This is a genomic window from Phenylobacterium sp., assembly GCF_041913825.1.
In the GTDB taxonomy this organism is placed as follows: Bacteria; Pseudomonadota; Alphaproteobacteria; order Caulobacterales; family Caulobacteraceae; genus Phenylobacterium.
This window is the reverse complement of sequence record NZ_JAYSEO010000019.1, coordinates 13,166-29,477: the sequence shown is the minus strand read 5'-3', so window position 1 is coordinate 29,477 and position 16,312 is coordinate 13,166. Positions and strand designations below refer to the sequence as shown.

Below are 16,312 nucleotides of genomic sequence, written 5' to 3'. Positions count from 1 at the left end.
AACGAAGGCGGCCCCGGCAGCCATCTAAGGCGCCAGGGCCGCACACCCGTCGCGTCGGCCTTGGGGGAAGGGGAGGCCGCCGCGCGATCCCGCCTGATGTGGGGCGCAGGCTCCGGAATTCAAGGGGCGGCGCTCAGCCTGTAGCCGACTCCGGGGACCGAGAGCAGGCGCTCGGCGCCCAGCTTCTGGCGCAACTGCCCCATGTAGACGCGCAGGTACTGGATGTCGGCCCGCTCGCTGCCCCAGACGGCGCGCAGCAGGTCGGCGTGCGCCACCGGCCGGTCGAGGTTGAGGGCCAGCTCGCAGAGCAGGTCGTACTCCTTGGGCGAGAGCTTCACCGGCTGGCCGGCGCGGGCGACGGCCCGGCGGCCAAGGTCGAGGACGACGTCGCCCGCGGTGACCACGGGCGCCGAGCCGCGGGCCTGGACGCCGTGGCGGAGGGCGGCGCGCAGCCGGGCGAGCAGCTCGTCGACCCCGAACGGCTTGTGGACGTAGTCGTCGGCGCCCAGGTCGAGGGCCTGGACCTTCACGGCCTCGGCGCCCCGCGCGGAGAGGACGACGATCGGCGTCACGGCCCCTCGGGCGCGGATCTCGGCGATCACCCCCAGGCCGTCGCGGTCCGGCAGGCCGAGGTCGAGGAGCACCACGTCGGGGGCGTAGTGGGCGAACCAGCGCAGGCCTTCGGCGGCGGTCCGGGCGCGCACCGGCCGGTGGCCCGCGGCCTTGAGCGTCGCGGCGAGGGCGGCGCCCAGGCTCGGATCGTCCTCGACGACGAGGACGGTGGCGGGGTCGGCGGCCTCGCTCACGCCGGGACGGTCCTGGCGAGCGGCACGCGCAGGCGGACCCAGGCGCCCGGACCGTCTTCGCGGTTGCCCGCCTCCAGCGCCCCGCCCTGCGCCTTGGCGAAGCTCTCGGCGATGGAAAGGCCTAGCCCCGTGCCGGGCGGGCGGCCGTCGCCCTCCCGGCCCCGGACGAACTTCTCGAACAGGGTCTCGGGCGGGCGATCGAAGCCCGGGCCCTCGTCCAGCACCTCGATCCAGCCCTGGTCGTCCGCGCGGCCCACGCGGAGGGTCACCGTCGAGCCGGCCGGTGCGTACTTGCCGGCATTCTCCAGCAGGTTGACGAGCGCAGTCTCGAAGAGGGCCGGGTCGGCGGCGAACGGGGCTCCGCCGCGGCGGATCTCGTTCGCCACCCGGTGGCCGGCGAGGGCGCCCGCCACGCGCGCCAGCGCGGCGGTCGCCAGCACGCTGGGATCCGTCGCCGCGGTCTGGACGCCCACGGCTCCGGCCTCCATGCGGCCCATGTCGAGCAGGTTCTCCACCATGCGTCCCAACCGGGCCGCCTCGGCCTCGGCGGCGGCCAGCAGCTCGGACCGGGTCTCGGCGTCGTGCTCGCGCTCGAACCGCCGCAGGCTCTGCAGGGTGACGACGATGGTGGAGAGCGGGGTCTTCAGGTCGTGGGAGACGGCCGCGAGCAGGTCGGCCTTGAGCCGCTCGCCGGCGGTGCGGACCTCGCGGCGCAGCGCGCGCCGCGCGTAGGCCTCGCGGTCGAGGGCGACGGCCAGGTAGCCTTCGACGATCTGGACCAGGCGGTCCGGCGCCTCGGGGCGACCCGCGTCGGGGTCCTGCAGGCGAAGGCCGATGACCGCCGACTGGCGGGCGGCGGTCACCACCGGCCAGAAGTCGAACTCGGCCTCCGGGGTAGGATACGCCCCGCCGCGGGTGGCGTGGCGCGCGCCCAGCGCCCAGCGCGCCGCCGCCTCGTCGGCCTCGGAGAGGCGTGCGCCGCCGGCCACCGCGCGGGCGGCGAAGCGGCCGCGTTCCTCAAGCAGGACCACCGAGGGGGCCGAGAACAGGCGGGCGGCCGCCTCGGCGCAGCAATCGGCAATGGCCTGACGCGAGCTCGCCCCGACAAGGGTCCGGGCGAGGGACTGGAGCGCCAGGGCCTGGTCGGCGGCGGCGCGCGCGGCTACGGCCCGACGGCGCGACTCGGCGGCCACGGCGCTGACCACCGCGGCGACGGCGAGCAGCAGGGCGAGCGCCCAGACGTTCGACGCCTCGGCCACGCGCAGGGTGTGGCGCGGCTCGATGAGGAAGAAGTTGAAGGCCACGACGCCGGCGAGGGCGGCCACCAGCGCCGGGCCCCACCCGAAGCGGGCGGCGGCGAGCACCACCGGCAGGACGAAGACCAGGGAGGCGTTGGGCGCGCCGGAGGCGGCGTCCACCAGCACGCCTGCGAGGGTCGCCAGCGCGACGGCGAGCAGGGCGAGAGCATAGCGCGCCCAGACGGGCGGCTTCGGCCAGGGCGTGGCGGCGGTCGGGGTCATGGCGCGGTCCTTTCGCGCGGGTTCCGCCCACAAGAAGGCCTTCGCCGCCGCCGGCGCAAGGCGACGCTCGCCCGGCGCCCGGACAACCACATGGGTTCTTTATGCCGCCCGGCGCCAGAAGGCCCGCCGGACCATTCGCGGAGCCCCCAATGGCGGCAGCAGTCGACACCACGCCGGACCACGCCCCGGCCGGCCCAACCTCCCTTCGCACCTTTCTCGTCCTGGCCCTCGCCTCCGCGGGGGTGGTCTACGGCGACATCGGGACCAGCCCCCTCTACGCCTTCAAGGAGTCGGTGGCCCACCTGCGCGACGCGCACGGCGTGGCGGCCACGGACGACGTGATCGGCGTGGTGTCGCTGATGTTCTGGGCGCTCATGGCCATCGTCACCCTCAAGTACGTCCTGATCCTCAGCCGCTTCGACAATCGCGGCGAGGGCGGGGTGCTCTCGCTTATGGCGCTGGTGCAGCGGACGCGCGGCCCGGGCGGCGCGCTGATCCTGGGCGCCGGCATGCTGGGCGCCGGGCTGTTCTTCGGCGACGCCATGCTGACCCCCGCCATCTCGGTGCTCTCGGCGGTGGAGGGGCTGAAGACCGTGGAGGCGCTGAACGGGCGGATCGACCCCTTCATTGTCCCCATCGCCCTGGCGGTGCTGATCGGCCTGTTCGCGGCGCAGCGGCGGGGCACGGGCGCTGTCGGCCGCCTGTTCGGGCCGGTCTGCGTCGTCTGGTTCGCGACCCTGGCGATCCTCGGCGGGGCCGCGGTGCTCCGCGCGCCGCAGGTGCTGGCGGCGCTGAACCCCCTGGAAGGCGTGGCGCTGCTGTCGCGGAACCCTGCGCTTGCCCCGGCGGTGCTGGGCTCGGTGTTCCTGACGGTCACCGGGGCCGAGGCGCTCTACGCCGACATGGGCCACTTCGGGCGCAGGCCGATCCAGTGGACCTGGCTCGGCCTGGTCTTCCCGTGCCTGACGTTGAACTACCTTGGCCAGGGCGCAAACGCGCTGATCGACCCGCAGACCGCCGACAGCCCGTTCTTCCTGCTGGCGCCGGACTGGCTGCAACTGCCCCTCGTCGGCCTCGCCACCGCGGCGACGGTGATCGCCAGCCAGGCGGTGATCTCGGGCGCCTTCTCCCTCGCCCAGCAGGCGACCCAGCTCGGCCTGCTGCCCCGGATGCGGCTGCAGCCCACCTCCGAGGCCCACGCGGGCCAGATCTATGTCCCGCAGGTGAACTGGATCCTGATGGCCGGGGTCTCGGCCCTGGTGGTGGGGTTCGGCTCGTCGGGCGCGCTCGCCAGCGCCTACGGCATCTCGGTCGTCGGCGCGATGATCACCTCTTCCGCCCTGGCGGTGGTGGCGATCCACCGGTTGCGCAGCCGGCCGATGTGGCAGGCGGCGGCGATGTTCGCCCCCTTCCTCGCGCTGGAGGGCGCCTTCCTGGCCGCCAACCTGCTGAAGGTGGCCCACGGCGGCTCTGTGCCGCTGGGCATCGCCGCGGCCGGGGTGCTGCTGATGTGGACGTGGCGGCGGGGGCGGGCGGCGGTGGCCCGCGCCGAGCCGGGCGACCTGCCGGTGGCGGAGGTGCTGGCCATGCTGTCCGCCCGGCCGCCCATGCGGGCGAAGGGAACGGCGGTGTACCTGACGCCCGAGCCGGGCCGCGTCCCGGCGTCGCTGCTGCACAACCTGAAGCACAACCAGGTGCTGCACGAGCAGGTGGTGCTGCTCAGCGTGATCGTGGCGCGCAAGCCGCGCCTGGCGGACGCCGAGCGGGTGGCTGTGGAGGCCCTGGCGCCCGGCTTCGTGTCCGTGGTGCTGAGCTTCGGCTTCATGGAGACCCCGAACGTGGCGGCGGGACTGACCCTGGCGCGCGCGCGCGGCGTGCGCTTCGACATCATGAGGACGTCGTTCTTCGTCAGCCGCCGGACCTACATGGCGCGGCGCCGGCGCGGGTTGGCGGCGCTGCAGGACCTGTTGTTCGTCTTCCTCGCGCGCAACGCCCTGCGGCCGGCCGACTTCTTCCAGATCCCGCCCTCGCGGGTGGTGGAGCTGGGCGCCCAGGTGACCGTCTAGGGACGGAGCCGGGGTGGCCGCACGCCGCCGGACTCGGTTAGCCTCCGGTGGGACCCCCGCCGGAGGCGCGCCATGCCCGACACCCGCCTGATCTCCGCCGCCGTCGCAGGGGGCCTCGTCGCCGTCGGCCTCGCCGCGGCCGGCGCCTTCATCGGCAAGGGGGTGGAGAACGCCCGCGTCGGGGACCGGAGCGTCACCGTGCGCGGATTGGCCGAGCGGGTGGTGAAGTCCGACCTCGCGGTCCTGCCGCTGAAGTTCGCCGCGGCCGGCGACGACCTGCAGGCGGTGCAGGCCGACATCGACGGCGACACGGCCGTCGTGCGCCGCTTCCTGGCGAGCCAGGGCTACCCGGCCGGCGAGGTGGACCTCGGGCGCCTGGAGGTCACCGACCAGTACGCCCGCGAGTACCAGCAGCAGAGCGTGGCGGCGCGCTATCGCGTGGCCCAGACCGTGATCATCCGCACCAACGACGTGGACCGCGTGCAGGCGACCACGCGCCAGCTCGACCAGCTCATCCGGCAGGGCGTCGTGCTGCAGGACTACAACGGCCCGTCCTATGTGTTCACCCGGCTGAACGAGGTCCGGCCTGGGATGATCGCCGAGGCCACGGCGAGCGCCCGCAGCGGGGCGCAGCAGTTCGCCCGGGACGCCGGCGCGACGCTCAGCGGCATCCGGGCCGCGACCCAGGGTTCGTTCGAAATCCTCGGCCGCGACGAGGTGGGCTACGACGCCTCTTCCCAGGTTTTCAAGAAGATACGGGTGGTGACGACCGTCACCTACCGGCTCCGGTAGGCGCGCGGCCAAGCCCGGCCCGGGTGTAACATCAAGTCACAAAAATGTTTCCGACGTCACAGGATGACGTGACACGCAGGGCGTGTGAGGCTCGCCGTCTGCTACTTTTCGGACCGGGGGAGAGGCAGATGACCCGCCACTGCGGGACACCTTCGCGCGATCTCCGTCGGCCCGGACGGGAGCCTTGGCGGCGGCGGCCTGGGGAGGCCGCCCCGCCCACGATCCACACCTAACGGGGCCTACCTTCCATGAGCGATATCCAGCCGCACGATCCGGATCTCTTCTTCGACGACGAAGATGCAACCCTGGATGGCCAAGACGGAACTTTCAACGGTAAGGAGATTTGGTCGGCGCAGGAGGCGGCGGACTACCTGAACCGCACCGGCACGGCCTGGGGCGTCACGGGCATCCCGCGCGACGGCGACGCCACGGTCATCAACTTCGGGTTCTTCGACACCCAGGCGCAGCTCGAGACCAACGGCTACGTCTACGAGTACGAGGGCGAATACTACGGGCTCAACGAGTACTTCGGCTTCGGCGCCTTCAGCGAGGCGCAGCGGGCCGCCGCCCGCGAAGCCATCCAGTACTGGGACGACGTGGTGGCCATCTCCTTCCGGGAGAGCAGCGTCGACCAGGCCGACATCAACTTCGGCAACGTCATGAACCGCCCCGGCACCCAGGCCTACGCCCGCCTGCCGTCGGCCAGCGTCAGCTCCGACCCCCACGTCAATGAACAGGCCTACAACATCGTGGGAGACGTCTGGGTGACGGGGACCACCGCGTCCAACTTCCAGTTCGACGAAGGCCTCTACGGGCTGAACACCCTGGTCCACGAGTTCGGCCACTCGCTGGGCCTCTCGCACCCGGGCAACTACAATTTCGCCCCGGGCTTCACCGTGAACTACGCCAACGGCGCGGAGTACGCCCAGGACATCCGCAACTACACCATCATGTCCTACTGGAACCCGCGCGAGGTCGGCATCCAGGACCACGACTACCTGCGCGGCACCATCGCCTACGGCGCCACGCCCATGGTGCACGACATCCTGGCCATCCAGCAGATGTACGGCGCGGACATGACCACGCGCACCGGCAACACCACCTACGGCTTCAACTCCAACGCCGGGCGCGACGCCTTCGACTTCACCAAGACCCCGGCGCCGGTCATGGCCATCTGGGACGCGGGCGGCATCGACACCCTCGACGCCTCCGGCTACGCCACGAACCAGATCATCGACCTCCGCCCCGGCCACCTGTCGAGCATCGGCGGCGTGACCCAGGCGAACGCGCCGACCCTCGAGCAGGTGAACGCCACCCGCGCGGCCGACGGCTACGCGCCGCTCAGCCAGGCGGCCTACGACACCCGGATGGCCAACCTCGCGGCCGATCCCAACGCCGGGCGTCTGGTGGACAACGTGGGCATCGCCTACGGCGCGACCATCGAGAACGCCATCGGCGGCTCGGGCAACGACCTCATCCAGGGCAACAGCGCCTCGAACTACCTGAAGGGCAACGCCGGCGACGACGACCTCTACGGGGATGGCGGCACGGACATCCTGGACGGCGGAGCCGGCGCCGACACCCTGCGCGGCTCCGACGGCGTCGACATCCTGCTGGGCGGCTCGGGCGCGGACCACTTCGTGGCCGAGGTGGCGAGCGATCCGATCCAGATCCGCAAGCTGACCATTTCGGCCGACGTGATCCTGGACTTCGGCGGCGGCGACAAGATCGACTTCCGCGGCCTCGACGCCGATCCCACGGCGGCCGGCCGGCAGGGTTTCCAGCTTGTCAGCGGCTCCCTGAAGAACGTCGGCGACGTGATGGTGCAGACCTTCGGCAATCTGGGCGCCGCCACCCGCGCGCTCGGCATCGACGTGGACAACGCCATGGCCAAGGCGCTGGGCTTCCTGAACGTCTCGGTGGTGCTGGGGAACCTCGACGGCGACCGTGACCCGGAATTCGCCTTCCTGGTGCTGAACCAGCGCACCCTCACCGCCGGCGACTTCCTGTTCTAGGAACGAGCGCTCCACCCACGCACGTCATGGCCGGGCTTGTCCCGGCGGCCCATGATCTTCGCCCGGACGGCGGTGATCATGGGTCCCCGGCGCAAAGCCGGGGATGACGACGGGGGAAGGAGGCCTAGTACCGCCGCCAGCCGTAGGGCGGGGGCGGGGCGGGGCGGTAATAGCCGGGCTCCTCGTATTCCCAGGCGCGGCGGCGCTGTTCGGCCTCCTCGAAGGCCTGGCGCTGGGCGGCGTAGGCGGCCTGCTGGCGACGGGCGTCCTCCAGGGCGCGGCGCTCCTCGGCCTCGTCGGCGAGGCGGCGGGCCTCGGCCTCGGCGGCGGCGGCCTGGGCGCGGGCAGCCTGCAGCTCGGCGTCCGCGAGGGCCTTGCGATGGCTCTCCTCGGCGGCGCGGCGCTGCTCGGCGGCCTGGACCTCCTTCTGCGCGCGATGGCGGGCGGCGGCCTGTGCGCCGCAGACCCGCAGGTCGGTCACGCCCTGTTCCGAACCGGCGAGCGAGGCGCCGACCGGCTCGAGGCCCAGCCAGGCGATGTCGAGCGTCGACCCTTTGCGGAGCGCGGCCTCGGTCTCCGGGCTGATGGCGATCTCGCCCACCGCCGGGTCGGCGGTGCGGGTCATCAGGTTGGAATAGCGCTTCTGGTCGATGCGCAGCGCCAGGAAGGCCTGCTCGGGCAGGCTGTCGCGGGCGAAGCGCAGGGTGAGCCGCTCGCCGTCGGAGACGAGCTGCACCGGCGAGACAGCGCCCGAGCGGCCGGTCAGCTCGAGGTCGGTGCGACAGCCGCCGTCCGCCGGGCTGATCACCCAGGCGATCGACGGGAGGGGCGTGGGCGGCGCGGCCAGCGCGGAGCCGGCCAAGACCGCTGCGGTTGCGGCTGCGGCTGTGGGCAAGATCCTGATCACGAAAGAACTCCTCGCCGACACGCGGGAGGAAGCATAGCCGAGCAACCAGGCGCCGCCGATGGCGCGCCGCGCGGGGCGGAAGCGACCAACCGTCGCAAGCAGGCCTGCAAGCGCCGCTGTGCGGTGCTAGGCTCGCCGCCAGACAACAGGGAGGCGCCGATGACTGCGCGCAATCGAGGACTCTCCATCCTGGCCGCCGTGGCGCTGAGCGCCGCCGGCGCGGCCGCGGCCCAGCCGGCTCCGGCGCACGTGACGGCGGCGCTGGCCGATACGGGCCGTCCGGCCGCCGACGTCGCCCGCGACGCGGCCCGCAAGCCCGCCGAGATGCTCGCCTTCGCCGAGGTGAAGCCCGGGCAGAAGGTGGCCGACCTGGTGATGGGCGGCGGCTACTTCACCCGCCTTCTGTCGGCGGCGGTGGGGCCGAACGGCCGGGTCTACGCCTACCAGCCCACCGAGTTCGTCCGATTCCAGGCGAGCTACGGTGAGAACCTCAAGAAGGTGGCCGGCGAGCGGGCCAACGTCACGCCGCTGGAGACGACCTTCGCCGCGCTGGACCTGCCGGACGGGCTGGACCTGGTGTTCACCGTCCAGAACTACCACGACTTCCACCTCACCCCGTTCCCGAAGGACACGGCCCAGACGGTGAACGCCGAGGTGTTCAAGTCGCTGAAGCCCGGCGGGGTCTATCTGATCGCCGACCACTCCGCCGTGGCCGGGGCGCCGCTGGAGGTGGCCATGAGCCTGCACCGGATCGACCCGGCGATCGTGCGGCGCGAGGTGGAGGCCGCGGGCTTCCGCTACGAGGGCGAGATCCCGCTGCTGCGCGACGCCGCCGACGACCGGACGGTGAACGTCTTTGACCCGAAGATCCGCGGCAAGACCGACCAGTTCGTGATGAAGTTCCGCAAGCCGCGCTGATCCGCCGGCTGACCCTGCGGCGCCGTTGCGGGCCGGCGGGTTGGCGTCTACCTGCTGGCGCGCAACGCCGAGGGGAGCCAAGCCAGCATGTCGAGCGTCCAGGACCTGTTCCAGCCGATCGCCTTCCAGCACGGGCCGCAGTGGAAGAACCGCTTCATGCTGGCCCCGCTGACCAACCAGCAGAGCCACCCGAACGGGCTGCTGTCGGACGAGGAGTTCCGCTGGCTCACCATGCGGGCGCAGGGCGGCTTCGGCCTGACCATGACCTGCGCGGCCCACGTGGACGCGCGCGGCCAGGGCTTCCCGGGCCAGCTCGGGATCTTCGCCGACGACCACATCCCCGGCCTCGCCCGGCTCGCGGCCGAGATCCGGCGGCAGGGCAGCGTCTCGTCCGTGCAGCTCCACCACGCCGGGAACCGCAGCCCCAAGGACCTGGTGGGCCAGCCGCTCTGCCCGTCCGACGATCCGGAGACCGGAGCGCGCGCGATGACCGGCGACGAGGTGGAGGGGCTGGTGGAGTCCTTCGCCGCCGCCGCCGTGCGGGCGCAGACGGCGGGCTTCGACGGCGTGGAGATCCACGGGGCGCACGGCTACGTCATCGCCCAGTTCCTCTCGCCCGAGCTGAACCGGCGCGACGACCGCTGGGGCGGCGGCGTGGAGAACCGCGCGCGGCTGCTGTTCGAGATCATCGACGCCATCCGTGGCCGCACGCGGGCCGACTTCCAGCTCGGCCTCAGGCTCTCGCCCGAGCGCTTCGGACTGAAGCTGGCCGAGATCCGCGAGGTGGCGCAGGAGGTGCTGCGCCAGGGGCGGATCGACTACCTCGACATGAGCCTGTGGGACGTGGCCAAGGAGCCGGTGGAGGAGGCGTTCAAGGGCCGCACCCTGGCCAGCTACTTCGCCGAGCTCGACCGTGGCCAGGTGAGGCTCGGCGCGGCGGGCAAGATCATGACGCCGGCCGAGGCCGCGGGGCTGCTGTCCGGCGGCTACGACTTCGCCGTGATCGGCCGCGCGGCGATCCTGCACCACGACTTCCCCGAGCGGGCGCGCAAGGACGCGGGCTTCGAGCCGGTGGCGCGGCCCGTCTCGCCGGCGCACCTGGAGGCCGAGGGCCTGTCGCCGTCCTTCGTCGAGTACATGCGCAATTGGCCGGGCTTCGTCGCGGCCGCCTGAGGCGAAGAAACTGCGCTGGAGTCCTTGGGGTTTTCCCGTCGCAAGCCGACAGGAGGACTTCCCATGGCCCAGCAGCAGGACGACATGCGCCGCCAGCAGCAGAACGCGCAGCGCAAGGGCGGTAACCGCACCAACCACGAGAAGCGCGACAGTGAGACCAAGGGCGCGTCGGGCGGCGGCATGAGCCGCGACGACGACCAGCGCCAGCAGCAGGGCGGCGGCGCCGGCGGCTCGCAGCGCTGAGCCTCCAGCCCCCTCCGCGCCCGAGGGCGGGGAGGGGGCGCGGATCGCCCGTTCGCGCGTTAGGGCGGGCATGAACCAGATCGCCCGCACGACCGCCCCGCCCGAGGCCCTGTTCAAGCCGCAGATCCGCCTGGACGGGCAGGTGGGCGACGAGATGCTGCGGCAGTTCAAGGACGAGTTCGCCAGGGCCGAGGGCGGCCCGGACCCCATCGTGCTCGAGCTCACCACCTTCGGCGGCGACGCCGACGTGGGCCGGCGCATCGCCACCGACATCCGGCTGTTCCGCCAGCACACCGGCCGCCGCCCGCTGTTCTTCGGCAAGGCGGTGGTCTACTCGGCCGGCGTCACCATCATGGCCGCCTTCCCGCGGGAGGACCGCTGGCTGGCCCGCGGCGCCTCCCTGCTGATCCACTGCCGCAGCCTCGCCAAGACCCTCGACTTCCAGGAGCCGCTCGCCCAGGCGCGCAAGCGGGTGGAGGCGCTGCTCAATGAGATCGATGTGGGCCTGGACCTGGAGCGCGAGGGCTTCGAGGAGCTGATCGACGGCAGCCGGGTGAGCATGGACGAGCTCAGGGAGCGGGCCCAGACCAACTGGTACGTGGCCGCCGACGAGGCGCTGCAGCTCGGCCTGATCGGCGGCGTCGTCTGAAGATTAATCTATTGTAATATTCAAGATGAACTCTGCGTAATATTCTTAAATCGAAGTCATTACGCCCTATTCACGGGACTTACAGCAAGCAGGTCAGTATCCATTCCTCATCGCCGGCGAGCAAACGCCGACACCGAAATTCAGAGGGATTGACCATGACCAACTTCGCTTCCCGCATCGCCGGCGTCGCCACCCTGGCCCTCGCGGCCCTGCCGTTCGCCGCCATCTCCACGGCCGCCGCCGCCGCCCCGGTGGCGGTCAAGGTCGCCGACCTCGACCTGAACAGCGCCCAGGGCCTGGCCACCTTCGAGGCCCGGGCCGAAAAGGCGGCGAACGCCTACTGCGCCGCCAACGGCCTGGGCGCCCGTCCCGTCGGCGACGTGGCGGCCTGCCGCGCGGCGGTCCGCCAGGAGATCCAAGACAAGCTGCCGGCCGTGCAGCAGGCGCAGGTCGCCCGCGCCACCACCTACGCCGCGCGGTAGCCCGCCCCGGCCGCCGCGCGCGGCGAGCGGGGCCTCTCTCCCCGGGCCTGGCCGGGCCCGCTCGCCTCCGAAGCCCCTCTCGCCCCCGCGGGAGGGGCTTTTCGTTGGGGTCAGGGCCGGGCCAGGATCTCGGCGACCCGCGCGGCGAGGGCGTCCGGCGCGAAGGGCTTTGGGAACATCTCGGCGCCCTCCACCCCGAACCGGTCGACCCGCGCGGCGTGGCCGGTGATGTAGATCACCTTCAGGCCGGGATTGAGCTGGCGCGCGCGGCGGGCGACGTCGAAGCCGGTGGTGCCGGGGCCGAGGTCGATGTCGGTGACGAGCAGGGCGAGCTCCCGGGCATGGGCCTCGAGCAGGCCATAGGCCTCCTCATCGGTGCCGACGGCGCGCGCGCGGAAGCCCCGCCCGGCGAGAGCGTCACGGATCAACTCGCGGATCTCGGTGTCGTCCTCGACGAGGAGCACCTGCCCCATGAACTCAACCACAGCTGAACAAGGTGGCGTCGCCTACCCGACACAGGCGGGGCGGTCCACGTGCGCGCGTTGAACTTTTCGCGAGCGGCGGGGCCGCCCGCGGCCGAGCCGTGCTTGATCGCCGGCCCGGCCCATGCGAGGCGGGGACCATGACCGATACGCCTCCCGACCGCCTCTCCACCGATCCCGACAGCCCCTACTACGACGCCGAGGTGCTCGCCCGGAACGTGGGCGTGCGCTTCAAGGGCGAGGAGAAGACCAACGTGGACGAGTACTGCGTGTCCGAGGGCTGGGTGCGTCTGGCGGTCGGCAACTCCAAGGACCGGCGCGGCAAGCAGCTCACCGTCAAGCTCAACGGCCCCGTGGAGCCCTACTTCCGCGAGGGCTGAGCGCCCGACCTGCGGACCCGACCCTCGCCTGCGGCGCCCTGCCGCACCGGCTGCGACCGGACGACACCGCGCAACCTGCGCGAGAGGATGGAATAACTCCGTCATCTGGGCGGGACGGGAATGATGTTCGATCTGACGGTGGTCGCGCGACGCGGCCGGTGGGTGCTCACCGACGACGAGGAGGGCGAGCTCGGCGACTTCGCCACCCAGGCGGAGGCGCTGGAGGCGGCGGGGGCCTACGCCCACGTGGACGACGAGCCGCGCCACGTGCTGATCCAGGAGATCCCCGGCGAGTGGGACGAAGCGGTGGTGGAGCCGCCGACCCTGCAGTAGCGCCGTTCCTCTCCCCCGCCAGGACGTGCAGGGGAGAGGGGAGGGCGGCGCTAGCCCGCGTCGACCAGCACGACCTCGGCGTCTTCGAGGGCCGTGACGCGCAGGACGGGCTCGTCGCGGATGGCGGCGCCGTCGCGGGCGTCGAGCCGCACGCCGTTCACTTCCACCGCGCCGGCGGCGGGCACCAGATAGGCGTGCCGCCCCGAACCCAGGGCATATTCAGTCGTCTCGCCCGCCTTCAGGGTCGCGCCGGCCACGCGGGCGTCGGTGCGGATCGGCAGGGCGTCCTCGTCGCCGGGAATCCCCGAGGCGAGGGTGACGAACTTCCCGGCGCGGTCGCCCTTGGGGAAGGGCTTGGCGCCCCAGGTGGGCGCGCCGCCGCGGGCCTTGGGCTCGATCCAGATCTGGAAGATCCGGGTGGTGTCGGGCTCGAGGTTGTACTCGGCGTGGCGGATGCCCGAGCCGGCGCTCATCACCTGCACGTCGCCCGCCTCGGTGCGGCCCTTGTTGCCCAGGCTGTCCTGGTGGGTGATCGCCCCGTCACGGACGTAGGTGATGATCTCCATGTCGGCGTGCGGGTGCGGCGGGAAGCCGGACTGCGGGGCGATCTCGTCGTCGTTCCAGACGCGGATCGGGCCCCAGCCCATGTTCTTCGGGTCGTAGTAGCTCGCGAAGGAGAAGTGGTGGCGGGCCTTCAGCCAGCCGTGGTCGGCGCCGCCGAGACGGTCGAACGGTCTGCGCTCGATCATGATCGTGTCCTCCTGCGGCGCCCCCTCGGCGCCGCGCTCGACGGTGAAGATAGTATTCCGGTCCGAGTGGTAAAGTTGCGGGATTGGATAAGATTGCTGCCGGATTGGAGAAGATACCGATCGCTCAGAACCGGTTTCGCCTGCCCACGTTGCAGCGCTCGGGGGAAATTGGAGGGATCGATGATCGACAAGATGAGAGCGCTCGCCATCGCCGGACTGGCCCTGCCCATGGTCGCCTGCGCCACCGACGGGAGCAACGGCCCGAGCGCGGCGGCGGGGACCGGCACGACCACCGCATCGGCCCCGGCGGCCGGCGGCTCCACGTCCGGCTCCAGCGGCTCCACCACGGCCGGCGCCAGCACCGGGACCAGCGCGAACACCAGCACCAGCGCCGGCGGCGTCCCGACCAGCACCAGCGGCATCCCGAGCCTCGTCAACGTCAACCTGCAGGATGTGCTGAACGACCTGTCCGTGCGCCTGCAGATCGACCGGGCCAACGTGCCGATCAACATCCAACTGCCGGTGCAACTGGCGGCCAACGTCTGCGGCGTGTCGGTGAACGTGCTGGCGGTCTCCACCGGCGGCCAGGCCCAGTGCAAGGCGACCAGCGCGCCGCAGGAGCTGGCCCAGGTGGTGCAGCAGCAGATGGCGGCCGGCGGTTCGGTGGGCGGCGGCGCCCAGGGCGGCTCCACGGCGGCCACGGGCAGCTCGACCCCGGCGGCCGGCACGGCCACCAGCGGGGCGGCCGGCGTCTCGGCCAACTCCACCGGCACGACGGAGACCACCACCCAGCCCCGGTGACGCGGCGACGGGGCGCGGCGGCTGAACCGCGCCCCGTCATCCGCTTCACGTGCGGTTCAGGCAAGCTTGGCCATTCCTGAGGTCAGGCTTGAGGAGCTGAACCATGACCACCAAGACGAAGCTGATCCTGGCCGCCCTGGCGGCGACGGCCCTGGCCGGCGCGGCGGAGGCGCAGCCGCGCGGCGGCCGCGGGCCGAGCGCGACCCTGTACGAGCGGCCGGAGTTCGGCGGCCGCAGCGTCACCATCAGCGGCGATGTCTCGAACCTGTCGAACTACGGCTTCAACGACCGGGCGCACTCGCTCCGGCTGGAGGGCCGCTGGCGGCTGTGCGAACACTCCGGCTACGAGGGCCGCTGCGTGGAGCTGACCGGCGACGTGCCCGACCTCAACGTCATGGGCCTGGCCGAGCGGATCACCTCGCTGCAACCGATCGGCCGCGGCGGCCCGGGGCCTGGGCCGGGCGGCGGCTGGGGCGGCGGCGGCGGCGGTTGGGGCCCTGGCGGCGGGCGGCCGGACAGCCGCGGCGTCGAGGGCGAGACCACGGTGTTCTTCGCCCGGCCGACCGTGCGCGGGATCGATCTCGCCGCCGGCTCGAACGGGGCCAACACGTTCTGCCGGCGGCAGGGGCTGGGCTCTGCGGTCTACTACGACTCCAGCCAGCGTGCGCCCCGGGCGCTCGGCCCTGACGGCGAGATGGTCGGGCGCTCGCCGATCCTGCGCGACGTGCTCTGCGAGAAGCGCTAGCGGCTTGTCTTCGTCTCCCTCCGCGGGAGAAGTTGGCCCGGGACGCGGACCGGACGAGGGGTCTCGCGGCGTCGCCGCGGGACCCTTCTTCGCCCGAGCAGGGAAGGGGATGGGATGCTGAACGTGCTGGCCGCGGCGACCGTCGCGCTCGCCGCCCAGGGGCCGGGCGACTGGCGGGGGCCGGATCCGGAGAACACCCTGGTGGTGGAGACCTCCAAGGGGCGGATCGTGGTGGAGATGCGGCCCGAGTTCGCGCCTCAGGCCGTGGCCCGGGTGAAGCGGCTGGCGCGGGAGGGCGTGTACGACGGCCTGCTGTTCCACCGGGTGATCGACGGCTTCGTCGACCAGACCGGCAACCCCAACAACAAGGACGGCGGGACCTCGTCCCACCCGGACCTGCCGCCCGAGTTCACCTTCAGGCTGCCGAAGGGCCAGAGCCGGGCGATGGTCGCGCGCCGCAGCGACGGCCAGGAGGGTTTCGTGGGCGCGACGCCGTTCGCCGCGGTCTCTGAGAAGGAGGCCGCGCGGGCCGCCGACGGCACGCTGCGCGCCTGGGGCGCCTACTGCGCGGGCGTGGTCGGCATGGGCCGGCAGGCGGATCCCGGCAGCGCCAACAGCGAGATCTTCTTCATGCGCGATCCTGCCCGGCGCCTGGACCGCGACTACACGGTCTGGGGCCGGGTGGTGCAGGGGCTGGACGTGGTCCGCGCCATGGCGGTGGGCGAGCCGCCGGCGGCCCCCGATCGGATGGTCAGGGTGCGGGTGGCGGCCGACCTGCCGGCCGCAGAGCGGCCGGGGCTGGAGGTGATGGACACGGCCGGCCCGGCGTTCGCCGCCCTGGCGGCTCGGACGCGAGCGGCGAAGGGGGCGGACTTCAGCGTCTGCGACGTGGAAGTCCCGGTCCGCCCGACCCGCTGACTGCGACAACCCGTCTCAGGGTTGTCCGGCCACTCGCCGCCGTTGTGTTAACCTCGCGCGCCTAAGGCTCGGCTCCAGTACCCTGGGGAACGAGTATGAAGTTCGAAGTGATCGAGCAGGCGGACGCATGGGTGGTGGCCCAGCAGGGCGTCGAGGTCGGCCGCTTCGAGCGACAGGGCCTGGCGTTGGACGAGGTGGCCCGTCTTCTGCGCGAGGCCGAGGTGGGCGACGCGGGCGTGGCGCTGTCGATGCGCTACCGGCCCCCCTCGGGGCCTGCCTGAGCCCACGTCATTTGAGGGCTGGGCCAGAAAGGCTTAGGCGAAAACAGGACCG

At 72.4% G+C, this 16,312-nt stretch carries 19 protein-coding genes; 14 read left to right on the top strand and 5 right to left on the bottom strand.

The genetic code is table 11. The features are described from left to right. Nucleotides 1-119: 119 nt before the first annotated feature. Together ACE3Q8_RS16140 and ACE3Q8_RS16135 are read right to left on the bottom strand one after the other, a co-directional pair. Nucleotides 120-806 (bottom strand): response regulator transcription factor, encoded by a 687-nt coding sequence (locus tag ACE3Q8_RS16140; protein ID WP_374471317.1) that lies wholly within the window; start codon nt 804-806, stop codon nt 120-122. Beyond that, nucleotides 803-2,326 (bottom strand): DUF4118 domain-containing protein, encoded by a 1,524-nt coding sequence (locus ACE3Q8_RS16135; protein ID WP_374471316.1) that lies wholly within the window; start codon nt 2,324-2,326, stop codon nt 803-805. The genes ACE3Q8_RS16140 and ACE3Q8_RS16135 overlap by 4 nt, the downstream gene beginning before the upstream one ends. A 149-nt stretch (nt 2,327-2,475) precedes the next feature. Here ACE3Q8_RS16135 and ACE3Q8_RS16130 point away from each other — a divergent pair, with 149 nt between their 5' ends. The 3 genes from ACE3Q8_RS16130 (at nt 2,476) to ACE3Q8_RS16120 (ending at nt 7,199) form a co-directional block, all read left to right on the top strand. After that, nucleotides 2,476-4,392: a potassium transporter Kup gene (locus ACE3Q8_RS16130; protein ID WP_374471315.1), complete on the top strand. Its 1,917-nt coding sequence runs from the start codon at nt 2,476-2,478 to the stop codon at nt 4,390-4,392. A 72-nt stretch (nt 4,393-4,464) separates the two neighbouring features. Continuing rightward, nucleotides 4,465-5,184: an SIMPL domain-containing protein gene (locus tag ACE3Q8_RS16125; protein WP_374471314.1), complete on the top strand. Its 720-nt coding sequence runs from the start codon at nt 4,465-4,467 to the stop codon at nt 5,182-5,184. A 248-nt stretch (nt 5,185-5,432) separates the two neighbouring features. Next, nucleotides 5,433-7,199, top strand: coding sequence for a M10 family metallopeptidase (locus ACE3Q8_RS16120; RefSeq protein WP_374471313.1), 1,767 nt, complete (start codon nt 5,433-5,435; stop codon nt 7,197-7,199). Between the two features lie 124 nt (nt 7,200-7,323). Here the strand turns inward: ACE3Q8_RS16120 and ACE3Q8_RS16115 are convergent, their stop codons facing one another. Beyond that, nucleotides 7,324-8,106: a hypothetical protein gene (locus ACE3Q8_RS16115; RefSeq protein ID WP_374471312.1), complete on the bottom strand. Its 783-nt coding sequence runs from the start codon at nt 8,104-8,106 to the stop codon at nt 7,324-7,326. Between the two features lie 159 nt (nt 8,107-8,265). Here ACE3Q8_RS16115 and ACE3Q8_RS16110 point away from each other — a divergent pair, with 159 nt between their 5' ends. From ACE3Q8_RS16110 to ACE3Q8_RS16090, 5 genes are all read left to right on the top strand, one after another. Beyond that, nucleotides 8,266-9,024, top strand: a complete 759-nt coding sequence (locus ACE3Q8_RS16110; RefSeq protein WP_374471311.1) for a class I SAM-dependent methyltransferase — start codon at nt 8,266-8,268, stop codon at nt 9,022-9,024. Nucleotides 9,025-9,111: 87 nt separating this feature from the next. Then, entirely contained in the window at nt 9,112-10,197 is a 1,086-nt protein-coding gene (locus tag ACE3Q8_RS16105; RefSeq protein WP_374471310.1) for an NADH:flavin oxidoreductase, read from the top strand. Between the two features lie 63 nt (nt 10,198-10,260). Further along, complete coding sequence (locus tag ACE3Q8_RS16100) at nt 10,261-10,440, top strand: hypothetical protein (protein WP_374471309.1); 180 nt, start codon at nt 10,261-10,263, stop codon at nt 10,438-10,440. Between the two features lie 70 nt (nt 10,441-10,510). After that, complete coding sequence (locus ACE3Q8_RS16095) at nt 10,511-11,089, top strand: peptidase S14 (protein ID WP_374471308.1); 579 nt, start codon at nt 10,511-10,513, stop codon at nt 11,087-11,089. 155 nt (nt 11,090-11,244) lie between these two features. After that, nucleotides 11,245-11,571: a UrcA family protein gene (locus ACE3Q8_RS16090; RefSeq protein ID WP_374471307.1), complete on the top strand. Its 327-nt coding sequence runs from the start codon at nt 11,245-11,247 to the stop codon at nt 11,569-11,571. A gap of 110 nt (nt 11,572-11,681) precedes the next feature. On the opposite strand, the gene ACE3Q8_RS16085 is transcribed toward ACE3Q8_RS16090, so the two are convergent. After that, nucleotides 11,682-12,044, bottom strand: coding sequence for a response regulator transcription factor (locus ACE3Q8_RS16085; RefSeq protein WP_374471306.1), 363 nt, complete (start codon nt 12,042-12,044; stop codon nt 11,682-11,684). A gap of 149 nt (nt 12,045-12,193) precedes the next feature. Between ACE3Q8_RS16085 and ACE3Q8_RS16080 the strand changes: the two genes are divergently transcribed. After that, nucleotides 12,194-12,433, top strand: a complete 240-nt coding sequence (locus tag ACE3Q8_RS16080; protein WP_374471305.1) for a DUF3297 family protein — start codon at nt 12,194-12,196, stop codon at nt 12,431-12,433. Between the two features lie 123 nt (nt 12,434-12,556). Beyond that, entirely contained in the window at nt 12,557-12,766 is a 210-nt protein-coding gene (locus tag ACE3Q8_RS16075) for a hypothetical protein (RefSeq protein WP_374471304.1), read from the top strand. Nucleotides 12,767-12,816: 50 nt separating this feature from the next. On the opposite strand, the gene ACE3Q8_RS16070 is transcribed toward ACE3Q8_RS16075, so the two are convergent. Continuing rightward, entirely contained in the window at nt 12,817-13,515 is a 699-nt protein-coding gene (locus ACE3Q8_RS16070) for a pirin family protein (RefSeq protein ID WP_374471303.1), read from the bottom strand. A gap of 180 nt (nt 13,516-13,695) precedes the next feature. Here ACE3Q8_RS16070 and ACE3Q8_RS16065 point away from each other — a divergent pair, with 180 nt between their 5' ends. The 4 genes from ACE3Q8_RS16065 to ACE3Q8_RS16050 all read left to right on the top strand — a co-directional run bounded on the left by ACE3Q8_RS16065 (nt 13,696) and on the right by ACE3Q8_RS16050 (nt 16,260). After that, nucleotides 13,696-14,316, top strand: coding sequence for a hypothetical protein (locus ACE3Q8_RS16065; protein WP_374471302.1), 621 nt, complete (start codon nt 13,696-13,698; stop codon nt 14,314-14,316). A gap of 103 nt (nt 14,317-14,419) precedes the next feature. Then, complete coding sequence (locus ACE3Q8_RS16060) at nt 14,420-15,061, top strand: beta/gamma crystallin family protein (protein WP_374471301.1); 642 nt, start codon at nt 14,420-14,422, stop codon at nt 15,059-15,061. 114 nt (nt 15,062-15,175) lie between these two features. Beyond that, nucleotides 15,176-15,979, top strand: a complete 804-nt coding sequence (locus tag ACE3Q8_RS16055; RefSeq protein WP_374471300.1) for a peptidylprolyl isomerase — start codon at nt 15,176-15,178, stop codon at nt 15,977-15,979. 95 nt (nt 15,980-16,074) lie between these two features. After that, nucleotides 16,075-16,260, top strand: a complete 186-nt coding sequence (locus ACE3Q8_RS16050; RefSeq protein WP_374471299.1) for a hypothetical protein — start codon at nt 16,075-16,077, stop codon at nt 16,258-16,260. Nucleotides 16,261-16,312: the final 52 nt, after the last annotated feature.

Excerpts from the sequence above, each read along its gene's own strand:
- ACE3Q8_RS16135 (WP_374471316.1), bottom strand. The coding sequence starts at position 2,326 with ATGACCCCGACCGCCGCCACGCCCTGGCCGAAGCCGCCCGTCTGGGCG.
- ACE3Q8_RS16130 (WP_374471315.1), top strand. The coding sequence starts at position 2,476 with ATGGCGGCAGCAGTCGACACCACGCCGGACCACGCCCCGGCCGGCCCA.
- ACE3Q8_RS16125 (WP_374471314.1), top strand. The coding sequence starts at position 4,465 with ATGCCCGACACCCGCCTGATCTCCGCCGCCGTCGCAGGGGGCCTCGTC.
- ACE3Q8_RS16120 (WP_374471313.1), top strand. The coding sequence starts at position 5,433 with ATGAGCGATATCCAGCCGCACGATCCGGATCTCTTCTTCGACGACGAA.
- ACE3Q8_RS16110 (WP_374471311.1), top strand. The coding sequence starts at position 8,266 with ATGACTGCGCGCAATCGAGGACTCTCCATCCTGGCCGCCGTGGCGCTG.
- ACE3Q8_RS16105 (WP_374471310.1), top strand. The coding sequence starts at position 9,112 with ATGTCGAGCGTCCAGGACCTGTTCCAGCCGATCGCCTTCCAGCACGGG.
- ACE3Q8_RS16100 (WP_374471309.1), top strand. The coding sequence starts at position 10,261 with ATGGCCCAGCAGCAGGACGACATGCGCCGCCAGCAGCAGAACGCGCAG.
- ACE3Q8_RS16095 (WP_374471308.1), top strand. The coding sequence starts at position 10,511 with ATGAACCAGATCGCCCGCACGACCGCCCCGCCCGAGGCCCTGTTCAAG.
- ACE3Q8_RS16090 (WP_374471307.1), top strand. The coding sequence starts at position 11,245 with ATGACCAACTTCGCTTCCCGCATCGCCGGCGTCGCCACCCTGGCCCTC.
- ACE3Q8_RS16085 (WP_374471306.1), bottom strand. The coding sequence starts at position 12,044 with ATGGGGCAGGTGCTCCTCGTCGAGGACGACACCGAGATCCGCGAGTTG.
- ACE3Q8_RS16080 (WP_374471305.1), top strand. The coding sequence starts at position 12,194 with ATGACCGATACGCCTCCCGACCGCCTCTCCACCGATCCCGACAGCCCC.
- ACE3Q8_RS16075 (WP_374471304.1), top strand. The coding sequence starts at position 12,557 with ATGTTCGATCTGACGGTGGTCGCGCGACGCGGCCGGTGGGTGCTCACC.
- ACE3Q8_RS16070 (WP_374471303.1), bottom strand. The coding sequence starts at position 13,515 with ATGATCGAGCGCAGACCGTTCGACCGTCTCGGCGGCGCCGACCACGGC.
- ACE3Q8_RS16065 (WP_374471302.1), top strand. The coding sequence starts at position 13,696 with ATGATCGACAAGATGAGAGCGCTCGCCATCGCCGGACTGGCCCTGCCC.
- ACE3Q8_RS16060 (WP_374471301.1), top strand. The coding sequence starts at position 14,420 with ATGACCACCAAGACGAAGCTGATCCTGGCCGCCCTGGCGGCGACGGCC.
- ACE3Q8_RS16055 (WP_374471300.1), top strand. The coding sequence starts at position 15,176 with ATGCTGAACGTGCTGGCCGCGGCGACCGTCGCGCTCGCCGCCCAGGGG.
- ACE3Q8_RS16050 (WP_374471299.1), top strand. The coding sequence starts at position 16,075 with ATGAAGTTCGAAGTGATCGAGCAGGCGGACGCATGGGTGGTGGCCCAG.